This is a genomic window from Streptomyces sp. NPDC006458 (assembly GCF_040612135.1).
GTDB lineage: Bacteria > Actinomycetota > Actinomycetes > Streptomycetales > Streptomycetaceae > Streptomyces.
Window position 1 is genome coordinate 46,216 of sequence record NZ_JBEXPR010000007.1, and the last position, 13,823, is coordinate 60,038.

The window sequence follows — 13,823 nt, forward strand, 5'->3', positions numbered from 1 at the left end:
GCCGATCGATGCCGACGAGCTCTTCACGGGGGCGGGCGCCGGGCGGGAACCCGACCTCGGCGGGCCCCCGCACCGGTACGCCGTCCGCGGCCAACTGCCGTGCGTCAACCGGCCAGGAAGGGTGCCAGCAGGTCCAGCGCGCCGAGCACCTGCGCCTCCCCAGCGGGCGGCAGCTGCGCCACGACCTCCTCGATGCCGAGGTCGGCGTAGTGGGCGAGCTTGCCCGGGGTGGGGTGGACGGCGTACGGGACTACCTGGAGGGCGCCCGGGTCGCGGCCCGCGTCGGCCCAGCGGGCGCGCAGCGCCGGCACGGCCTCGGACAGTCCGCGGCCGCCGATGGGCAGCCAGCCGTCGGCGTACTCGCAGATGTGGGTGAACAGCTTGGGCCCGGCGGCCCCGCCGACCAGCGTGCGCGGGCCGGTCACCGGGCCGCGCGGCTTCCGGGCGGGCTTGGGGTGGGCATGGCTGGGCCGCACACCGCCGAACTCGCCCTCGTAGCCGGTGGGTTCCTCCGCCCACAGCGCCTGCATCAGCCGCACCCGGTCGCGGACCAGTTCTCTGCGGTCGCGCCACTTCACGCCGTGGTCGGCGGCCTCCTCCACGTTCCAGCCGAAGCCGAGCCCGAGGGTGAGGCGGCCGCCGGACAGATGGTCCAGGGTGGCGACCTGCTTGGCCAGGCCGATCGGGTCGTGCTGGGCGACCAGCGTGATGCCGGTGCCGAGCCCGAGCCGCCCGGTGACCGCCGCGGCCTGGCCGAGCGCGACGAAGGGGTCGAGCATACGGCCGTACTCGCGGGGGAGTTCGCCGCCCGCGGGGTACGGGGTCGTCCGCTCGACGGGGATGTGGGTGTGCTCGGGCAGATACAGCCCGGCGAAGCCCCGCTGCTCCAGCTCACGGGCGAGCCGCGTCGGGGTGATCGTCTCGTCGGTGAGGAAGATGGTGACGGCGATACGCATGACCCATCTCTACCGTTCGACGACCCATCTGTCCATACCGACCGGTCGGCATCACCCTTGTGCCGCCCGGCGCCCGCGCCGTCCCGGCCGTCCGGGCGCTCATCCCGGCCGTCCGGGCGCTCATCCCGGCCGTCCGGGGCTCATCCGGGCCAGACGATCGCCTGCACCTCGCTATAGGCGTGCAGGGCGTAGGAGCCGCAGTCGCGGCAGGAGGAAGGTCATCTCCTTCAGCGGGGCGCGGACGATCCGGGGACCGGCGTCCAGGTACCTCTTCGGAAGCCGGTCCTGCCAGACGGCCGGCGGCTCGACGGTGTGGTCGTCGACGGAAATGATGCGCGGAAAGCCGGGGTTGGAGTCCATGTCGGCCACCGTAGCGCCGATCTGACGGATCGTCAGCTAGCGTGATCGCGGGCGGGAGATGTGAGGGCTTTGTGGACTCCCGTGAGCCGCCCTGTGATCGGCGTCTCGCACGGCTGACGCATCCGCCGTGAACAAGGCAAACTGACGGAGTTGTTCGGGATGTCTAGGGGGCGTCGATGGACGGGGTACCGCGAGTGCCGGAGCAGCGCCGCCGAGGCTCGGACGAGCCCGCGCCGCTGCGCTTCGGCGTGCTCGGACCGGTGCGCGCCTGGCGCGGCGAGGAGCCGCTGCCGACCGGTTCCCCTCAGCAACGCGCGCTGCTGGCCGCCCTGCTGCTGCGGGAGGGCCGTACGGCCACCGCGGCCGAGCTGATCGACGCCCTGTGGGGCGAGGAGCCGCCCTCCCAGGCCCTGGCGGCCGTACGGACCTACGCCTCGCGCCTGCGCAAGGTGCTGGACGCGGGCGTGCTGGCCAGCGAGTCCGGCGGTTACGCGGTCCGGGGCCTGGACGAGGGGTCCCTGGACCTCGCGGTGGCACAGGACCTGGCGGCCGAGGCGGAGAAGGCCCGGCAGTCCGGGCATCTGTGCCAGGCCCGGGAGGTGCTGGGGCGGGCCCTGGCACTGTGGGACGGCGAGCCCCTGGCCGGGGTGCCCGGCCCGTACGCGGACGCCCAGCGGGTCCGCCTGGAGGAGTGGCGCCTGCAACTCCTTGAGACCCGGCTGGACATGGACCTGGAGCAGGGCTGCCACGCGGAGGCGGTCTCCGAGCTCACGGCGCTCACGGCGGCGCACCCGCTGCGCGAGCGGCTGCGCGAGCTGCTGATGCTGGCGCTGTACCGCAGCGGACGCCAGGCGGAGGCGCTGGCCGTCTACGCGGACACCAGGCGCCTGCTGGCGGACGAACTGGGGGTGGATCCGGGGCCCGGACTGCGGGAACTCCAGGAGCGCATCCTGAAGGCGGACCCCGGCCTGGCCGAGCCGTCCGCCCCCGCCGCGGAGCCCGCCACGGTCCCCGTGCGCCCGGCGCAGCTTCCCGCGACCGTGCCCGACTTCACGGGCCGGACGTCGTCCGTGTCCGAACTGAGCGACGTCCTCACCTCGGCGGAGGGCCGCGTCATGGCGGTCTCCGCGCTCGCGGGCATCGGCGGCGTGGGCAAGACGACGCTGGCGGTCCATGTGGCCCACCAGGCGCGGACCGCCTTCCCCGACGGCCAGCTGTACGTGGACCTCCAGGGCGCGGGCCCCCGGGCGGCGGAACCGGACACGGTCCTGGGCGCGTTCCTGCGCGCCCTGGGCACGGCCGACTCGGCCATCCCCGACTCCCTGGAGGAGCGGGCTGCCCTGTACCGCTCGGTGCTCGACGGCCGGCGAATCCTCGTCCTCCTCGACAACGCGCGGGACGCCGCGCAGGTACGTCCGCTGCTCCCGGGCACGGACGGCTGCGCCGCGCTGGTGACGTCCCGGGTGCGGATGGTGGACCTGGCCGGGGCCCACCTCGTGGACCTGGACGTGATGTCCCCGGACGAGGCGCTGGCCCTCTTCACGAAGATCGTGGGCGAGGAGCGGGTCGGCTCCGAGCGGGACGCCGCGCTCGACGTGGTCGCGGCCTGCGGCTTCCTCCCCCTGGCGATCCGCATCGCCGCGTCCCGCCTCGCCTCCCGGCGCACCTGGACCGTGTCGGTGCTCGCGGCCAAGCTCGCCGACGAACGCCGCCGCCTGGACGAGCTCCAGGCGGGCGACCTCGCCGTCAAGGCCACGTTCGAACTGGGCTACGGGGCGCTGGAGCCCGCCCAGGCACGCGCGTTCCGGCTGCTGGGGCTGGCGGACGGGCCGGACATCTCCCTGGCCGCGGCCGCGGCGGCGCTGGACCTCGACGTGGACGACACCGAGGACCTGCTGGAGTCCCTGGTGGACACCTCCCTCCTGGAGTCCGCGGCACCCGGCCGCTACCGCTTCCATGACCTCGTACGCCTCTACGCGCGGGCCTGCGCGGAGCGCGACGAGCGGCCGCCGGGCGAGCGGAACGCGGCGTTGTCGCGGCTGCTGGACTTCTATCTGGCCACGGCGGCTCGGGTGTACGCGATCGAGCGGCCGGGGGACCGGACGGTGGCGCATCTCGAGGAGAGCGACTACGACGGCCTGACGTTCACCGATGCCACGGCGGCCCTCGACTGGCTGCACTCGGAGGCGGAGCCGCTGCTCGCCTTCGTCCAGCAGTCGCTGAAGGTCACCACGCTGCGCCGGGCCGTCGATCTTCTCCTCGCGACCATAGACCTGGCGGAGTCCGGAGCCGGTTCACGCCGGTACGAGACGACGGCCGTGGCCGCGCGTCAGGCCGCCGTGGAGCAGGGAGACGTCCGGGCGGAGGTGCGGGCACGTATCACGCTGGCGCAGGTGTTGAGCCAGGCGGGACGGTTCGACGAGGCGGAGCGGGAAGCCGCCCGCGCCGACGCTCTCAACGAGGTGGCCGGCGACCCCTGGACCACCAGCACCGCACCCAACCAGTTGGGCATCATCGCCCTGTGCACGGCCCGGTACTCCGACGCGGAGGGCTACTTCCTCCGCGCGATCCACGCCTTCCAGGCCGATGGCAACAAGCCCGGCGAGGCCAGCGCGGTCTGCAATCTCTCCCGCACCCTCGCCTCGATGGGCCGCAGTTCCGAGGCCGTGGAACTCGCCCAGCGAGGCGTGGAGATATACGACGAACTCGGCCTGTCGGTGCGGCTCGCCAACGCCCGCTACGCGTCGGGAATCGTCCTCACCCAGGCCGGTCTCCTGCCGGAGGCTCTGACGCAGCTCAGCCAGGCGCTCCAGATCTTCACCGAGAGCCGCCAGCGTCTGTGGGAGGGCACGACCCACTTCCGCATCGCCCAGGTCCACCTGGCGGCTCACAGGTTCCCGCAGGCGGCCCCGCACGCGGAACAGGCCCTGGCGATCGGATGCATCGGCGGCGACTGGATGAAGGCCAACGCCCTCACCGTGCTCGGCAAGGCGCTGGCGGCGCTCGGCCAGTCGGGCCGCGCCGGCGCCTGCTGGCGTGAGGCGCTGGCCATCTACGACGCCGCGGGTTCGGCCGAGGCCGGCGAGGTGCGCACGCTGCTGTCTCCTCTCGCCGCCGCCTGAACACAAGTCGGCTCGTTCATCGAACGTTTATGGGCTCCTGCCACTCTCAATGCACGGATCCGTCGCGTCGGGGGGCAGGCGGATCTCCCAGGTCTCGTGACTACGCTGAGGCCTCGGAAACGCCCGTTCGGCGACCCTCGGGGGAGTCGCCGAACGGGCGCTTTCCGTCGAGAACGTCAGCTACTGCCTTAGGGGTTCACACCGTGAGCGAAGCAAACAAGGACGAGAAGATCACGACGCTGGACCAGCACGCGCCCGTCCCGCCCGCCCTGGGCGAGGAGGTCACGACGCTGGACCAGCACGCGCCCGTCCCGCCCGCCCTGGGCGAGGAGGTCACCAAGCTGGACCAGCACGCGCCGGCCCCGCCCGTCCTGGGCCTGGACGACAAGTAGGGCCCCGGTACTTCCGTATCCACGGGGACCGGCCGCGGCGGCCACGGAGGGGAGCCGCCGCGGCCGTGGCGTTTCGAGGGGGCAGGCCGTCACCGGGGGGTGACGCCCTGCCCCCTCAAGGCGTCACCCCCCGGTGACCGCCCGGGCTGCGGGATCATCGTCGCGCCCCTCATCAGGCACGCCAGGACGCCCACCTTGTAGCCGAAGGTGTGGAAGAAGGGGTTGACGACGAGGTAGCGGTCGCCCCGGCGCAGGCCCGTCAGGTCCGCCCAGGTGTCGTACGCCCGCAGGGACTGCGCGTGGGTGATCGGCGCGCCCTTCGGCCGTCCCGTCGTACCGGACGTGAAGTCGATGTCCGACGCCGCCGTGCCGGGCACCGCCACCGAGCGGACCCGCGCGGCCCCCACCCCCTCCCCGCCCGCCAGGAAGTCCTTCCAGGTCATGAAGCCCCGCGGCGCGTCCTCCGACAGCACCACCGCGGTCCGCGGCGCCGGCAGACGGGGAAGCGGCCCCGCTCCGTCGCCCTCCCCCGCCCTGCGCAGCCAGGCGACGTATGAGGTCCCCAGGAACGTGCCCGTGACGAAGAGCAGCCGCGCCCCGCTGCGGCGCAGCACGTCCGCCGCCTCCGCGCCCTCGAAGCGGGTGTTCAGGGGGACCAGGACCGCGCCCGCCGAGGCGGCGCCGAGCGCCGCGACGGTCCGCTCCAGGGAGTTGGGGGCCCAGATGCCCACCCGGTCGCCGGGGCGCACGCCCTGGGCCAGGCAGGCCGCCGCCGCGCGTTCCACGCGCGCGCCCAGTTCGCCGTACGTCACCCGCACGCGGCCGCCGCAGTCGACGACCGCCTCGACGCCGGCGTACCGCTCGGCCGCCGACCGCACCAGCTCGGGAATGCTGCCCCAAGGGGCGTCCCACTCGTCCCTCACCACCGGCCTCCCGCCCCGCAGTAAGCCGGCCCTGCGCCGTCTCAGCAGGTTGCCGCGGGTTTGCGGGCGGCGCCGTGACGTCAGGACGAAGGGGGGAGTACGGGGGTGTGCGACGCTGGAGTGGCTGCGATCGCGGCGACGGCACACGACCTGAACTACGAAGTCGCGCTCTCGCACCCCGCGCCATATATCATCGGCGCTATGGACAGCGGGCGGTACTCGATCGAGATCGAGCCGGAGGTGCGGCTGTGGCTGGAGAACATTCCCGCCCAAGCAGGCCGAACGTGTCGCCGACCTGCTCGCCGAGCAGCCCACCACGCTCGACGAACCGCACTCCCGCCACCTGGGCGGCAAGCTCCGCGAGCTGCGCTTCCGCCTGGGCGATGCCCATCAGCGGATCACCTACTGGCTGGCGCCCGACCGTCGTGTCGTGCTGCTCACCGTGTTCCGCAAGACCAAGATGCGCGAGCAGACCGAAGTGGACCGCGCCTACGCCGCACAGCGATTGTGCGAGGCAGAGCATGAAGCCGCCGCCGAGCACGACCTCTACAGCCGCAACCTCAAGGAGAACCGATGAACCACAGCGAATGGAGGACCCGTCGCCACCGCCAGCTGCTGGGCGAACACCTGGACGCTGACCCCGAGTACGACCGGGTCTACGAAGAGGCCGGCCTCGCCATGACGTTGGGCAAGGCCGTCTACGACCGGCGTAAGGAGCTGGGCCTGAGCGAGGCCGACCTCGCCGAGCGCATGCACGTCGACGTCGATGACATCGAAGGCATCGAGACGGCCACCGAGCTGCCGCCCATCGCGGTCATCATGCGCCTGGCCCGCGCACTGGACCTCACGGTGGACGTGCACCTCGCCGCCGGAGACGAGCCCACCGTCACCATCGTCGCCCCAGCGGCCTGAGGCGGGGAGGAGCCATGCAGGACCCGCCTTCCGCGCTCGCCTGTGAGCTCGGGCAACTCGTCCACGACCGGCGCATCGAGCTCGGGCTGTCCCAGGCCGAGCTGGCCGAGCGGTGCGGGATGAAGCAGCCGCAGATCTCCCGTTTCGAAGGAGGCGGGACCATGCCCACGCTTCCCCTCCTGCGCCGCCTGGCTCAGGCTCTCGGCGCCGACCTGACCATCAGCCTCACCCCGCACGACAAAGCCGCTTGACGCGCATTCGGAATTCCTGGAATTCCCCAGGCGCTGTAGACCACTGACGGCAGTAGTGACGGCGACACCAGCAGACTCCAGCGCACAAGCACGAACATTCGGCGACTGTCAAATCGCCAGCTGACCAGCAAACTTGCAGGTAGGAGCGGCCTGGCCTGCACAGTCGTCATGAACCGCAGAGGGAGCGCCCCGTGAAAGTAAGGTTCACTGGCGCCGAAGGCCACGAGCAGAGTGTTCGACAGGGGGCGGACGCCCTGCGTCAGGGACAGATGTACGTGGTCCTTGAGGTGTACTGCCAGGCGGATGGGCCGAACTACTTCAGGATCGAGTTCCGCAGAGGCGAACTCCCACCCCTCTTTGATTCGAGGCTCTTTGAAGTGGTCGAGCCGAAGATGCATCCATCGTGGACGATTTCCACCGAGTGGGACGGATCGCTCACGATGGCACCTGCCGCCTGGCAAGTCCCGGGGTTCTGGGAGGAATTTATGGACCATTCCCCTGGTGCGATCGAAATCTATGAGCGCGGCAGAGATGTTCTGGTGCTGGAGTCTGAATAGCGAGAGTTGACGCCCTCGATTTCAGCTCCGTGAACAACGTGATGTGGTGCGACTCCGTGAGGTTGCGTGCGCACTGGGTCGCGGTGCCAGCACATCAATGGATGGCGTATTTATGCCAGCAAATCTGGAGCCCTGCCAAGTGTCACACCTGGCAGGGCTCCAGTGCGGTCTGACGGCAGTAGTTGACGGCAACGTCAGCGGACGAGGGCGGCGCAGGGTGGTGGTTCGTCGCCGTTGCCGTTGGCCGTCTCGGTGATCGTCGGGCCGTTGAGCACGGTGCCGAGGGTGTCGATGGCGTCTCGCTGGAGGCGGAGTCGGACGTGGGCGTAGACGGCGGCCGTGACACCGATGTGGGCGTGGCCGAGGAGTTCCTTGATCACGACGAGTTCGACGCCCTGCTCAAGGAGCAGAGTGGCGGTCGAGTGGCGGAGGTCGTGGAAGCGGATGCGGCGAAGGCCGGCCTTGCGGAGGAGTGTGGTGAAGGTGCGGGTGACGTTGGTCGGGTCGATCGGCCTGCCCTGCGCAGTGGTGAACACGTGCCCGCCGTGCTGCCACGCGGCGCCCGCAGCCCCACGCTCGGTCTTCTGCTGCTCGTGGTGGAGTTCCAGCGACTGGAGGCAGCGGGTGGGGAGGGCGATGCGGCGTTCGGAGGCGCGCGTCCTGGTGGGCAGCGTGGTGAGTCCGCCCGCGCTGGTGCGCTGGAGGGTTCGGCGGATGGCGGCGGTGCCTGCGTCGAGATAGACGTCTTCCCAGTGCAGGCCGAGGAGTTCGCCCTTGCGGAGTCCGGTGTGAAGAGCGCCTGTCCGCGTGGCGGGGCCGTCTCACCGGGCGTAGCGTCTGCTGTGAAAGCGGTGAGACGCGGGGCCCCTGCCGTGCCGTGACCGGCGCCCGCCTCCCGTCTCCCGTCCTCGCGAGCGACGGCCGCCGTCTGGACCCCTTTCCGTGCCCCGGGACGACGGCCGTCCCTGTCAGGCGCGGCGTCGGCGGGTCACGTGGTCCGTGCCGTGCCCGTCCCCTTCTCCGCGTCCAGCGCGTACACGCAGCGGTCCTTGCTGCACGCGTACACGATGCCGTCCTTCACCACCGGCGAGCCGGTGATCTCCCCGCCCGTGGCCAGCTTCCAGCGCAGGCGGCCGTCGTCGGCCTTCAGGGTGTAGAGGAGGTGGTCGGTGGAGCCGAAGTGGATACGGCCCTCGGCCACCGAGGGGGCGCCGACGATGTCGCCGCCCGCCTGGAAGCGCCACTTCGGGGTGCCGGTGACGGCGTCCAGGGTGTACAGGCCGTTGCCGCTGCCGACGTGGACGTGGCCCGCGGCCACCAGGACGGGCTCGATGGAGGCCCGGCTCTCGGTGGCGATGCGCCAGCGGTCGCGGCCGTCGGTGGCGTCCAGGGCGTAGACGGTGCCGAGGTAGTCGGCGAGGTAGACGCCGCCGCCGGTGACGGCGGGGCCGGGGGCGTAGGCGGGCGGGCAGAGGAAGACGGCCGGTGCCTCGAAGTGCCACTTGACGTGCCCCGCGGCGATGTCGATGGCCAGGACGCGGGTGCCTGCGCTGACGTAGACGTAGCCGTCGGGGGCCGGGGTGAGCCGGACGGGGACGCCGCCGCAGGAGGCCGCGTCGCCGATGGGGTAGGACCAGCGCTCGTCGCCCGTGCGGGCGTCCAGGGCGCGCAGCCGGGCGTCCTGCCAGACGTAGACGGTGCCGTCGTGGACGGCGGGGCCGGCCTCGGGGGACTCGAAGTCGCTCTGGGCGCCGGTGAGCTCCCACAGCTTCTGGCCGCCGGCGGCCTCCCAGGCCTGGACGCCGCCGCCGCGGGTGCCGGTGACGACCGTGCCGCGGTCGGCCTTGAGCGAGTACACCCAGGCGTCCGTCTGCAGGCGCCACAGGTCGGCGCCCTCCCTCGCGTCCAGGGCGAAGAGGGTGGGGCCGTCCGAGGCGTGGATACGGCCGTCCGCGACCGCCATGGACCAGGCGACGTCGCGGGTCTTGAAGCGGCGCCGGCCGGTGGCTACGTCGAGGGCGTGCACCTCGAAGGAGGTGACGTAGACGAGGTCGTCGGCGACGGCCGGGGTGCCCCAGACGTCGTTGGACATGCGGAAGCGCCAAGGGCGCCAGGTGCCGGGGGTCTCCGGGGCCGGGACGGGCGGCTGCGCCGCGGCGGTGTCGGCGCCGTTGACGCCGGGCCGCGGCTTGGACCAGGCGGCCACCAGGCCCGCCTCGGGCGGGGGCGCCTTCACGGCGGCGGCGCGGGCGTCGGCCACGCGCGGACCCGGCCCGATCGGTACGGCGGCACCGGCCAGGTGTACGGGGCCGGCGTCCGGGGCGCCCACGGAGGCAGGCGCCCCGGCGGGCGCGCCCACCGGGGCGGGCGGGTGATGCGGGGGAGGCGGTACGGCGGGTCCGTGGCCGGGGTGGCGCCCACCGGTGCTGCGGCCGCCGCCGGCGGGCCTGGGCGCGAGACGGCCGCCGCGGCGGGTCTCGATCATCGCGACGGCCTTCTCCGGCAGCCAGGCGGAGGCGGTGCCGCTGTCGTCGGAGCCGGAGCCGAACAGATGCGGGGCGAGCTGGGCCTGGAGGTCGGCCGGCGTGGGTCTGGCCGAGGCCTCGATCTGCATACAGGACTCGATCAGGGGCCGCAGCTCGTCGGGCAGGCCCTCCAGGTCGGGGCCCTCACGCAGCAGCATGAACACCGTCTCGACCGGGTTGGCGCCGTGGTAGGGCGGATGGCCGGTGGCGGCGAAGACCAGGGTGGAGCCGAGCGAGAAGACGTCGCTGGCGCCCGTGACGCTGCGGGAGTCCTTGGCCTGCTCGGGGGACATGTAGGCGGGCGTGCCGACCGCCACGTTGGTCATCGTCAAACGGGTGTTCGAAACACCGGACGCGATGCCGAAGTCGATCACCCGGGGGCCGTCCTCGACCACGAGGACGTTGGAGGGCTTGAGGTCGCGGTGGACCAGCCCGGCGCCGTGGATGGACTGCAGGGCCTCGGCGACGCCCGCCGCGAGCCAGCGCACGGCCTGGGCCGGGAGCGGCCCGCAGTCGTTCACTATCTCTTCGAGGGAGGGCGCCGGGACATAGGCGGTGGCCAGCCAGGGCACCGCCGCGCGCGGATCGGCGTCGACGACGGCCGCCGTGTAGAAGCCGGAGACCGCGCGGGCGGCCTCCACCTCGCGCGTGAAGCGGACGCGGAAGAGCTGGTCCTCGGCGAGTTCCGTACGGACCGTCTTGATCGCCACCCGCCGGCCCGACGCCGAGCGCGCGAGATAGACCAGCCCCATGCCGCCGGCGCCCAGCCGTCCCAGCACCTCGAACGGCCCGATCCGCCGCGGATCGTGCTGCGTCAGCTGATCCACCACTTGCCTGCCACCTCCCCGTACGGGCCTCGTACCCCACTTGTGTACGCGACCCCGTGCAGCGTCTCACCACCGCACCGCCATGGCGGCACGCACCCCGATTCTTCCTGGCGGAGCCCCCGGTTGCGAACCGGGTGAGAATTGGGGTGTCAGCGGACAAACGGGGGCGAAAATCCTCCGGCAGGCCTCCTGATCAGCGCTCCAGCACGGCGAACGACGCCCCCTGGTCGTCGGCGACCACCCCCACTGTGCCGTACGACGTGGTGAAAGGCCCCGCCTGGACGCGTCCGCCGAGCCGGTTCACCTCCGCCAGGGCCGCCTCGCAGTCCTCGACCCGGAAGTGGACGAGGAAGTGCGGGGGCATCTCGGCCGCGAAGACGTCGGTGACCGGCGCCCGCCCGAAGTCGGGCTCGGCGTCGGGCCCGAACAGGGCGTCGTGGAAGAGGCCGCCGTAGAAGCCGTTGGCGGTGGCGGTGTCCCGGGCGTACAGCTCGGCCCAGACGAAGCTGCCCGGCGCGTGGCGCAGGCCGAAGCCGGCGTGGGTGCCGGGCTCCCACAGGCCGAACACCGCGCCCTCGGGGTCGGCGGCCAGCCCGGCCGTGCCCAGCGCGCCCATGGGCATCGGCACCGCCACCACCTGGCCACCCGTCTCCCGGACGCGCCGGGCCAGCACCTCGGCGGCCGGGGTGGCGAAGTACACCGTCCACACGGTGGGCATCCGGCCGTCCGTCTTGTGGGCGAGCGCGGCGACCGGCTCACCGTCCTTCAGAGCCCGCACACTGCCGCCGTACCACTCCTCGAAGGACCACCCGAAGAGCTCACCGTAGAACCGTTTGCCCGCTTCCACGTCGGGAAGCTGGGCGTCCACCCAGCAGGGGACGCCCTCCGTGACCCGCGATGCCCTGTTTTCGGCCATACAAGAAACGTAACGGCGGCTCACGCAACGCGCAGACCAGGCACACTGCCGCGGAAGCCCCGCGCACCCCATTTGCAGTCGGCCGAATCGCGCTCCGATCACCCCTCGGTAAGCTGACGACATGACAGGACAAGTGCGTACCGTCGACGGCCGCGTTGCCGGTCGGCGCGGGCAGGCGACGCGGCAGAAGCTGCTCGACTGCCTCAGCGAGATGCTCAGCTCGTCTCCGTACCGGGACGTCAAGGTCATCGATGTCGCCCGGAAGGCGGGCACTTCGCCCGCGACCTTCTATCAGTACTTCCCGGACGTCGAGGGCGCCGTCCTGGAGATCGCCGACCAAATGGCCGCAGAGGGCGCCGGGTTGGCGGAACTCCTGGAGGGCCGCAGCTGGGTCGGGAAGGCCGGCTGGCAGACCGCGCAGGAACTCGTCGACGGATTCCTGGAGTTCTGGCGGAAGAACGACGCGATCCTGCGCGTGGTCGATCTCGGGGCGGCCGAGGGCGACAAGCGCTTCTACAAGCTCCGTATGAAGATCCTCAACTCGGTGAACAACTCCCTCGCGGAAGCCGTCACCGAACTCCAGTCCAAAGGCAGGGTCGACAAGGACGTCAACCCGGCCGCCGTCGCCGGCTCCCTCGTCGCGATGCTCGCCGCCGTCGCCTCGCACCAGAAGGGCTTCACCTCCTGGGGCGTCAAGCAGGCGGAACTGAAGCCGAACCTGGCCCTGTTGGTCCACCTGGGGGTCACGGGCAAGAAGCCGACCAAGTAACCCCGTCGGAATTTCCCCACCGTCTTGTCAAGCGCCCCGAAAGGGGCGCGGGGAAGTGCCGGCATGCGGCTCCGCCGCGTGGGCGCGAGCGACCGAAGACGGCCCGCGCCTCGCAACGGCGACCGCGAGGAACGGCCCTCACGCGGGCAGCGGCCGGTCCTTCACCACATGCTTCATCACGAGGGTCGACGTCAGCCGCTGCACCCCCGGCAAGGTGGCCAGCCTCTCGTCGTAGAGCCGCTGGAAGGCGGCCAGATCCGCGGTGGCCACCCGCAACAGATAGTCCGGGTCCCCGAACAACCGCTGCGCGTCCAGCACATGCTCCACCTCCGTGAGCGCCCGCTCGAACTCCACGACGGTGTCCCGGTCCTCCTGCCGCATGGAGACGAAGACCAGCGCCTCGAAGGTCAGCCCGACCGCGGCCGGCTCCACCACCGCGCGATACCCGCTGATCGCCCCCGACCGCTCCAGCTCCCGCAGCCGGCGATGGCACGGCGACACACTCAGCCGCACCCGCCCGGCCAGCTCGGTCACGGTCAGCCGCCCGTCCTGCTGAAGCTCGGCAAGAATTTTCCGGTCCACGTCATCCATGAGGCAGATCTTCCCTCACTGTGCGAGAGCGCGGGCAAACTTCGGGAACACTTTCGGGCCAATCCGGCATAGCGTTCCCGGCATGGACTCGGGTTCCCTCATCTCCTTCCTCGCGATCGACCTGCTGCTGGTGTGCGTACCGGGCGCCGACTGGGCGTACGCCATCGCCGCGGGGCTGCGCGGCCGCTCGGTGGCGGCCGCGGTCGGCGGCCTGGTCGCGGGCTACGCGCTGCACACACTGCTCGCGGCGGCCGGCCTGGCCGTGCTCGTGGCGGGCTCCCCGGTCCTGCTCACCGCGCTCACCGTCGCCGGCGCCGGCTACCTGGTGTGGCTCGGCTGGGGCGTGCTGCGCCGCCCGGGAGTGCCCGGAGCCGACGAGGAGCCGATGCGCGGCGGCGGCGCGGGCGTCTTCCTGCGGGGGGCCACGATCAGCGGCCTGAACCCCAAGGGCCTGCTGCTCTACCTCTCCGTCCTGCCCCAGTTCCTCGCCGTCGACGGCGGCCGTCTCCCGGTGCCGGTGCAGACCGCCGCCCTCGGCCTGCTGCACATGGCGTGCTGCGCCGCGGTCTACCTCACCGTCGGCGTCCTGGCCCGCGCGGTGCTGCGCGCCCGTCCCGCCGCCGCCCGCGCGGTCACCCGCACGTCGGGGGCCGCGATGCTGGGGATCGGCGCGTTCCTGCTGGTCCAGCACGCGCTGTGACGGCTGGTCCGGCACGCGCTGT

The 13,823-nt window shown here is 72.2% G+C and carries 10 protein-coding genes and 5 pseudogenes; 8 read left to right on the forward strand and 7 right to left on the reverse strand.

Going from position 1 to position 13,823, the window contains the following annotated elements; all coding sequences use genetic code 11:
* Positions 1–104: 104 nt before the first annotated feature.
* A complete protein-coding gene (locus ABZZ79_RS11420) occupies positions 105–956 on the reverse strand; it encodes a TIGR03619 family F420-dependent LLM class oxidoreductase (RefSeq protein WP_356688689.1) in 852 nt (283 codons plus the stop codon).
* 210 nt (positions 957–1,166) lie between these two features.
* A pseudogene (locus ABZZ79_RS11425) lies at positions 1,167–1,316 on the reverse strand (amidohydrolase); the annotation flags it as partial.
* A gap of 176 nt (positions 1,317–1,492) precedes the next feature.
* Between ABZZ79_RS11425 and ABZZ79_RS11430 the strand changes: the two are divergent.
* Together ABZZ79_RS11430 and ABZZ79_RS11435 are read left to right on the forward strand one after the other, a co-directional pair.
* Positions 1,493–4,438, forward strand: coding sequence for a BTAD domain-containing putative transcriptional regulator (locus tag ABZZ79_RS11430; RefSeq protein ID WP_356688690.1), 2,946 nt, complete (start codon positions 1,493–1,495; stop codon positions 4,436–4,438).
* Between the two features lie 203 nt (positions 4,439–4,641).
* On the forward strand, positions 4,642–4,830 hold the full coding sequence (locus ABZZ79_RS11435) for a sigma-like protein (RefSeq protein WP_356688691.1): 189 nt from the start codon (positions 4,642–4,644) through the stop codon (positions 4,828–4,830).
* Between the two features lie 143 nt (positions 4,831–4,973).
* Here the strand turns inward: ABZZ79_RS11435 and ABZZ79_RS11440 are convergent.
* Positions 4,974–5,753 (reverse strand): annotated as a pseudogene (locus ABZZ79_RS11440) (AMP-binding protein); the annotation flags it as partial.
* A gap of 201 nt (positions 5,754–5,954) precedes the next feature.
* Here ABZZ79_RS11440 and ABZZ79_RS11445 point away from each other — a divergent pair.
* The 4 genes and pseudogenes from ABZZ79_RS11445 to ABZZ79_RS11460 all read left to right on the forward strand — a co-directional run bounded on the left by ABZZ79_RS11445 (position 5,955) and on the right by ABZZ79_RS11460 (position 7,473).
* Positions 5,955–6,330 (forward strand): annotated as a pseudogene (locus ABZZ79_RS11445) (type II toxin-antitoxin system RelE/ParE family toxin).
* Positions 6,327–6,665 (forward strand): helix-turn-helix transcriptional regulator, encoded by a 339-nt coding sequence (locus tag ABZZ79_RS11450; RefSeq protein WP_356688692.1) that lies wholly within the window; start codon positions 6,327–6,329, stop codon positions 6,663–6,665. Before ABZZ79_RS11445 ends, ABZZ79_RS11450 begins: the two are co-directional and overlap by 4 nt.
* Positions 6,666–6,694: 29 nt before the next feature.
* Positions 6,695–6,916: pseudogene (locus ABZZ79_RS11455) on the forward strand (helix-turn-helix transcriptional regulator); the annotation flags it as partial.
* A gap of 191 nt (positions 6,917–7,107) precedes the next feature.
* Positions 7,108–7,473: a hypothetical protein gene (locus tag ABZZ79_RS11460; RefSeq protein WP_356688693.1), complete on the forward strand. Its 366-nt coding sequence runs from the start codon at positions 7,108–7,110 to the stop codon at positions 7,471–7,473.
* Between the two features lie 194 nt (positions 7,474–7,667).
* On the opposite strand, the pseudogene ABZZ79_RS11465 reads toward ABZZ79_RS11460, so the two are convergent.
* The 3 genes and pseudogenes from ABZZ79_RS11465 to ABZZ79_RS11475 form a co-directional block, all read right to left on the reverse strand.
* Positions 7,668–8,270 (reverse strand): annotated as a pseudogene (locus ABZZ79_RS11465) (tyrosine-type recombinase/integrase); the annotation flags it as partial.
* 191 nt (positions 8,271–8,461) lie between these two features.
* On the reverse strand, positions 8,462–10,828 hold the full coding sequence (locus ABZZ79_RS11470) for a PQQ-binding-like beta-propeller repeat protein (RefSeq protein WP_356688694.1): 2,367 nt from the start codon (positions 10,826–10,828) through the stop codon (positions 8,462–8,464).
* 190 nt (positions 10,829–11,018) lie between these two features.
* The gene (locus ABZZ79_RS11475; protein WP_356688695.1) at positions 11,019–11,741 is read right to left on the reverse strand and encodes a VOC family protein; all 723 of its coding nucleotides are present in this window, start codon (positions 11,739–11,741) and stop codon (positions 11,019–11,021) included.
* A 133-nt stretch (positions 11,742–11,874) separates the two neighbouring features.
* On the opposite strand from ABZZ79_RS11475, the gene ABZZ79_RS11480 reads away from it, so the two are divergent.
* Positions 11,875–12,510 (forward strand): TetR family transcriptional regulator, encoded by a 636-nt coding sequence (locus ABZZ79_RS11480; protein ID WP_356688918.1) that lies wholly within the window; start codon positions 11,875–11,877, stop codon positions 12,508–12,510.
* Between the two features lie 138 nt (positions 12,511–12,648).
* Here the strand turns inward: ABZZ79_RS11480 and ABZZ79_RS11485 are convergent, their stop codons facing one another.
* Positions 12,649–13,101, reverse strand: a complete 453-nt coding sequence (locus ABZZ79_RS11485) for an Lrp/AsnC family transcriptional regulator (protein ID WP_356688696.1) — start codon at positions 13,099–13,101, stop codon at positions 12,649–12,651.
* Positions 13,102–13,183: 82 nt separating this feature from the next.
* Between ABZZ79_RS11485 and ABZZ79_RS11490 the strand changes: the two genes are divergently transcribed.
* Complete coding sequence (locus ABZZ79_RS11490) at positions 13,184–13,801, forward strand: LysE family translocator (RefSeq protein WP_356688697.1); 618 nt, start codon at positions 13,184–13,186, stop codon at positions 13,799–13,801.
* Positions 13,802–13,823: the final 22 nt, after the last annotated feature.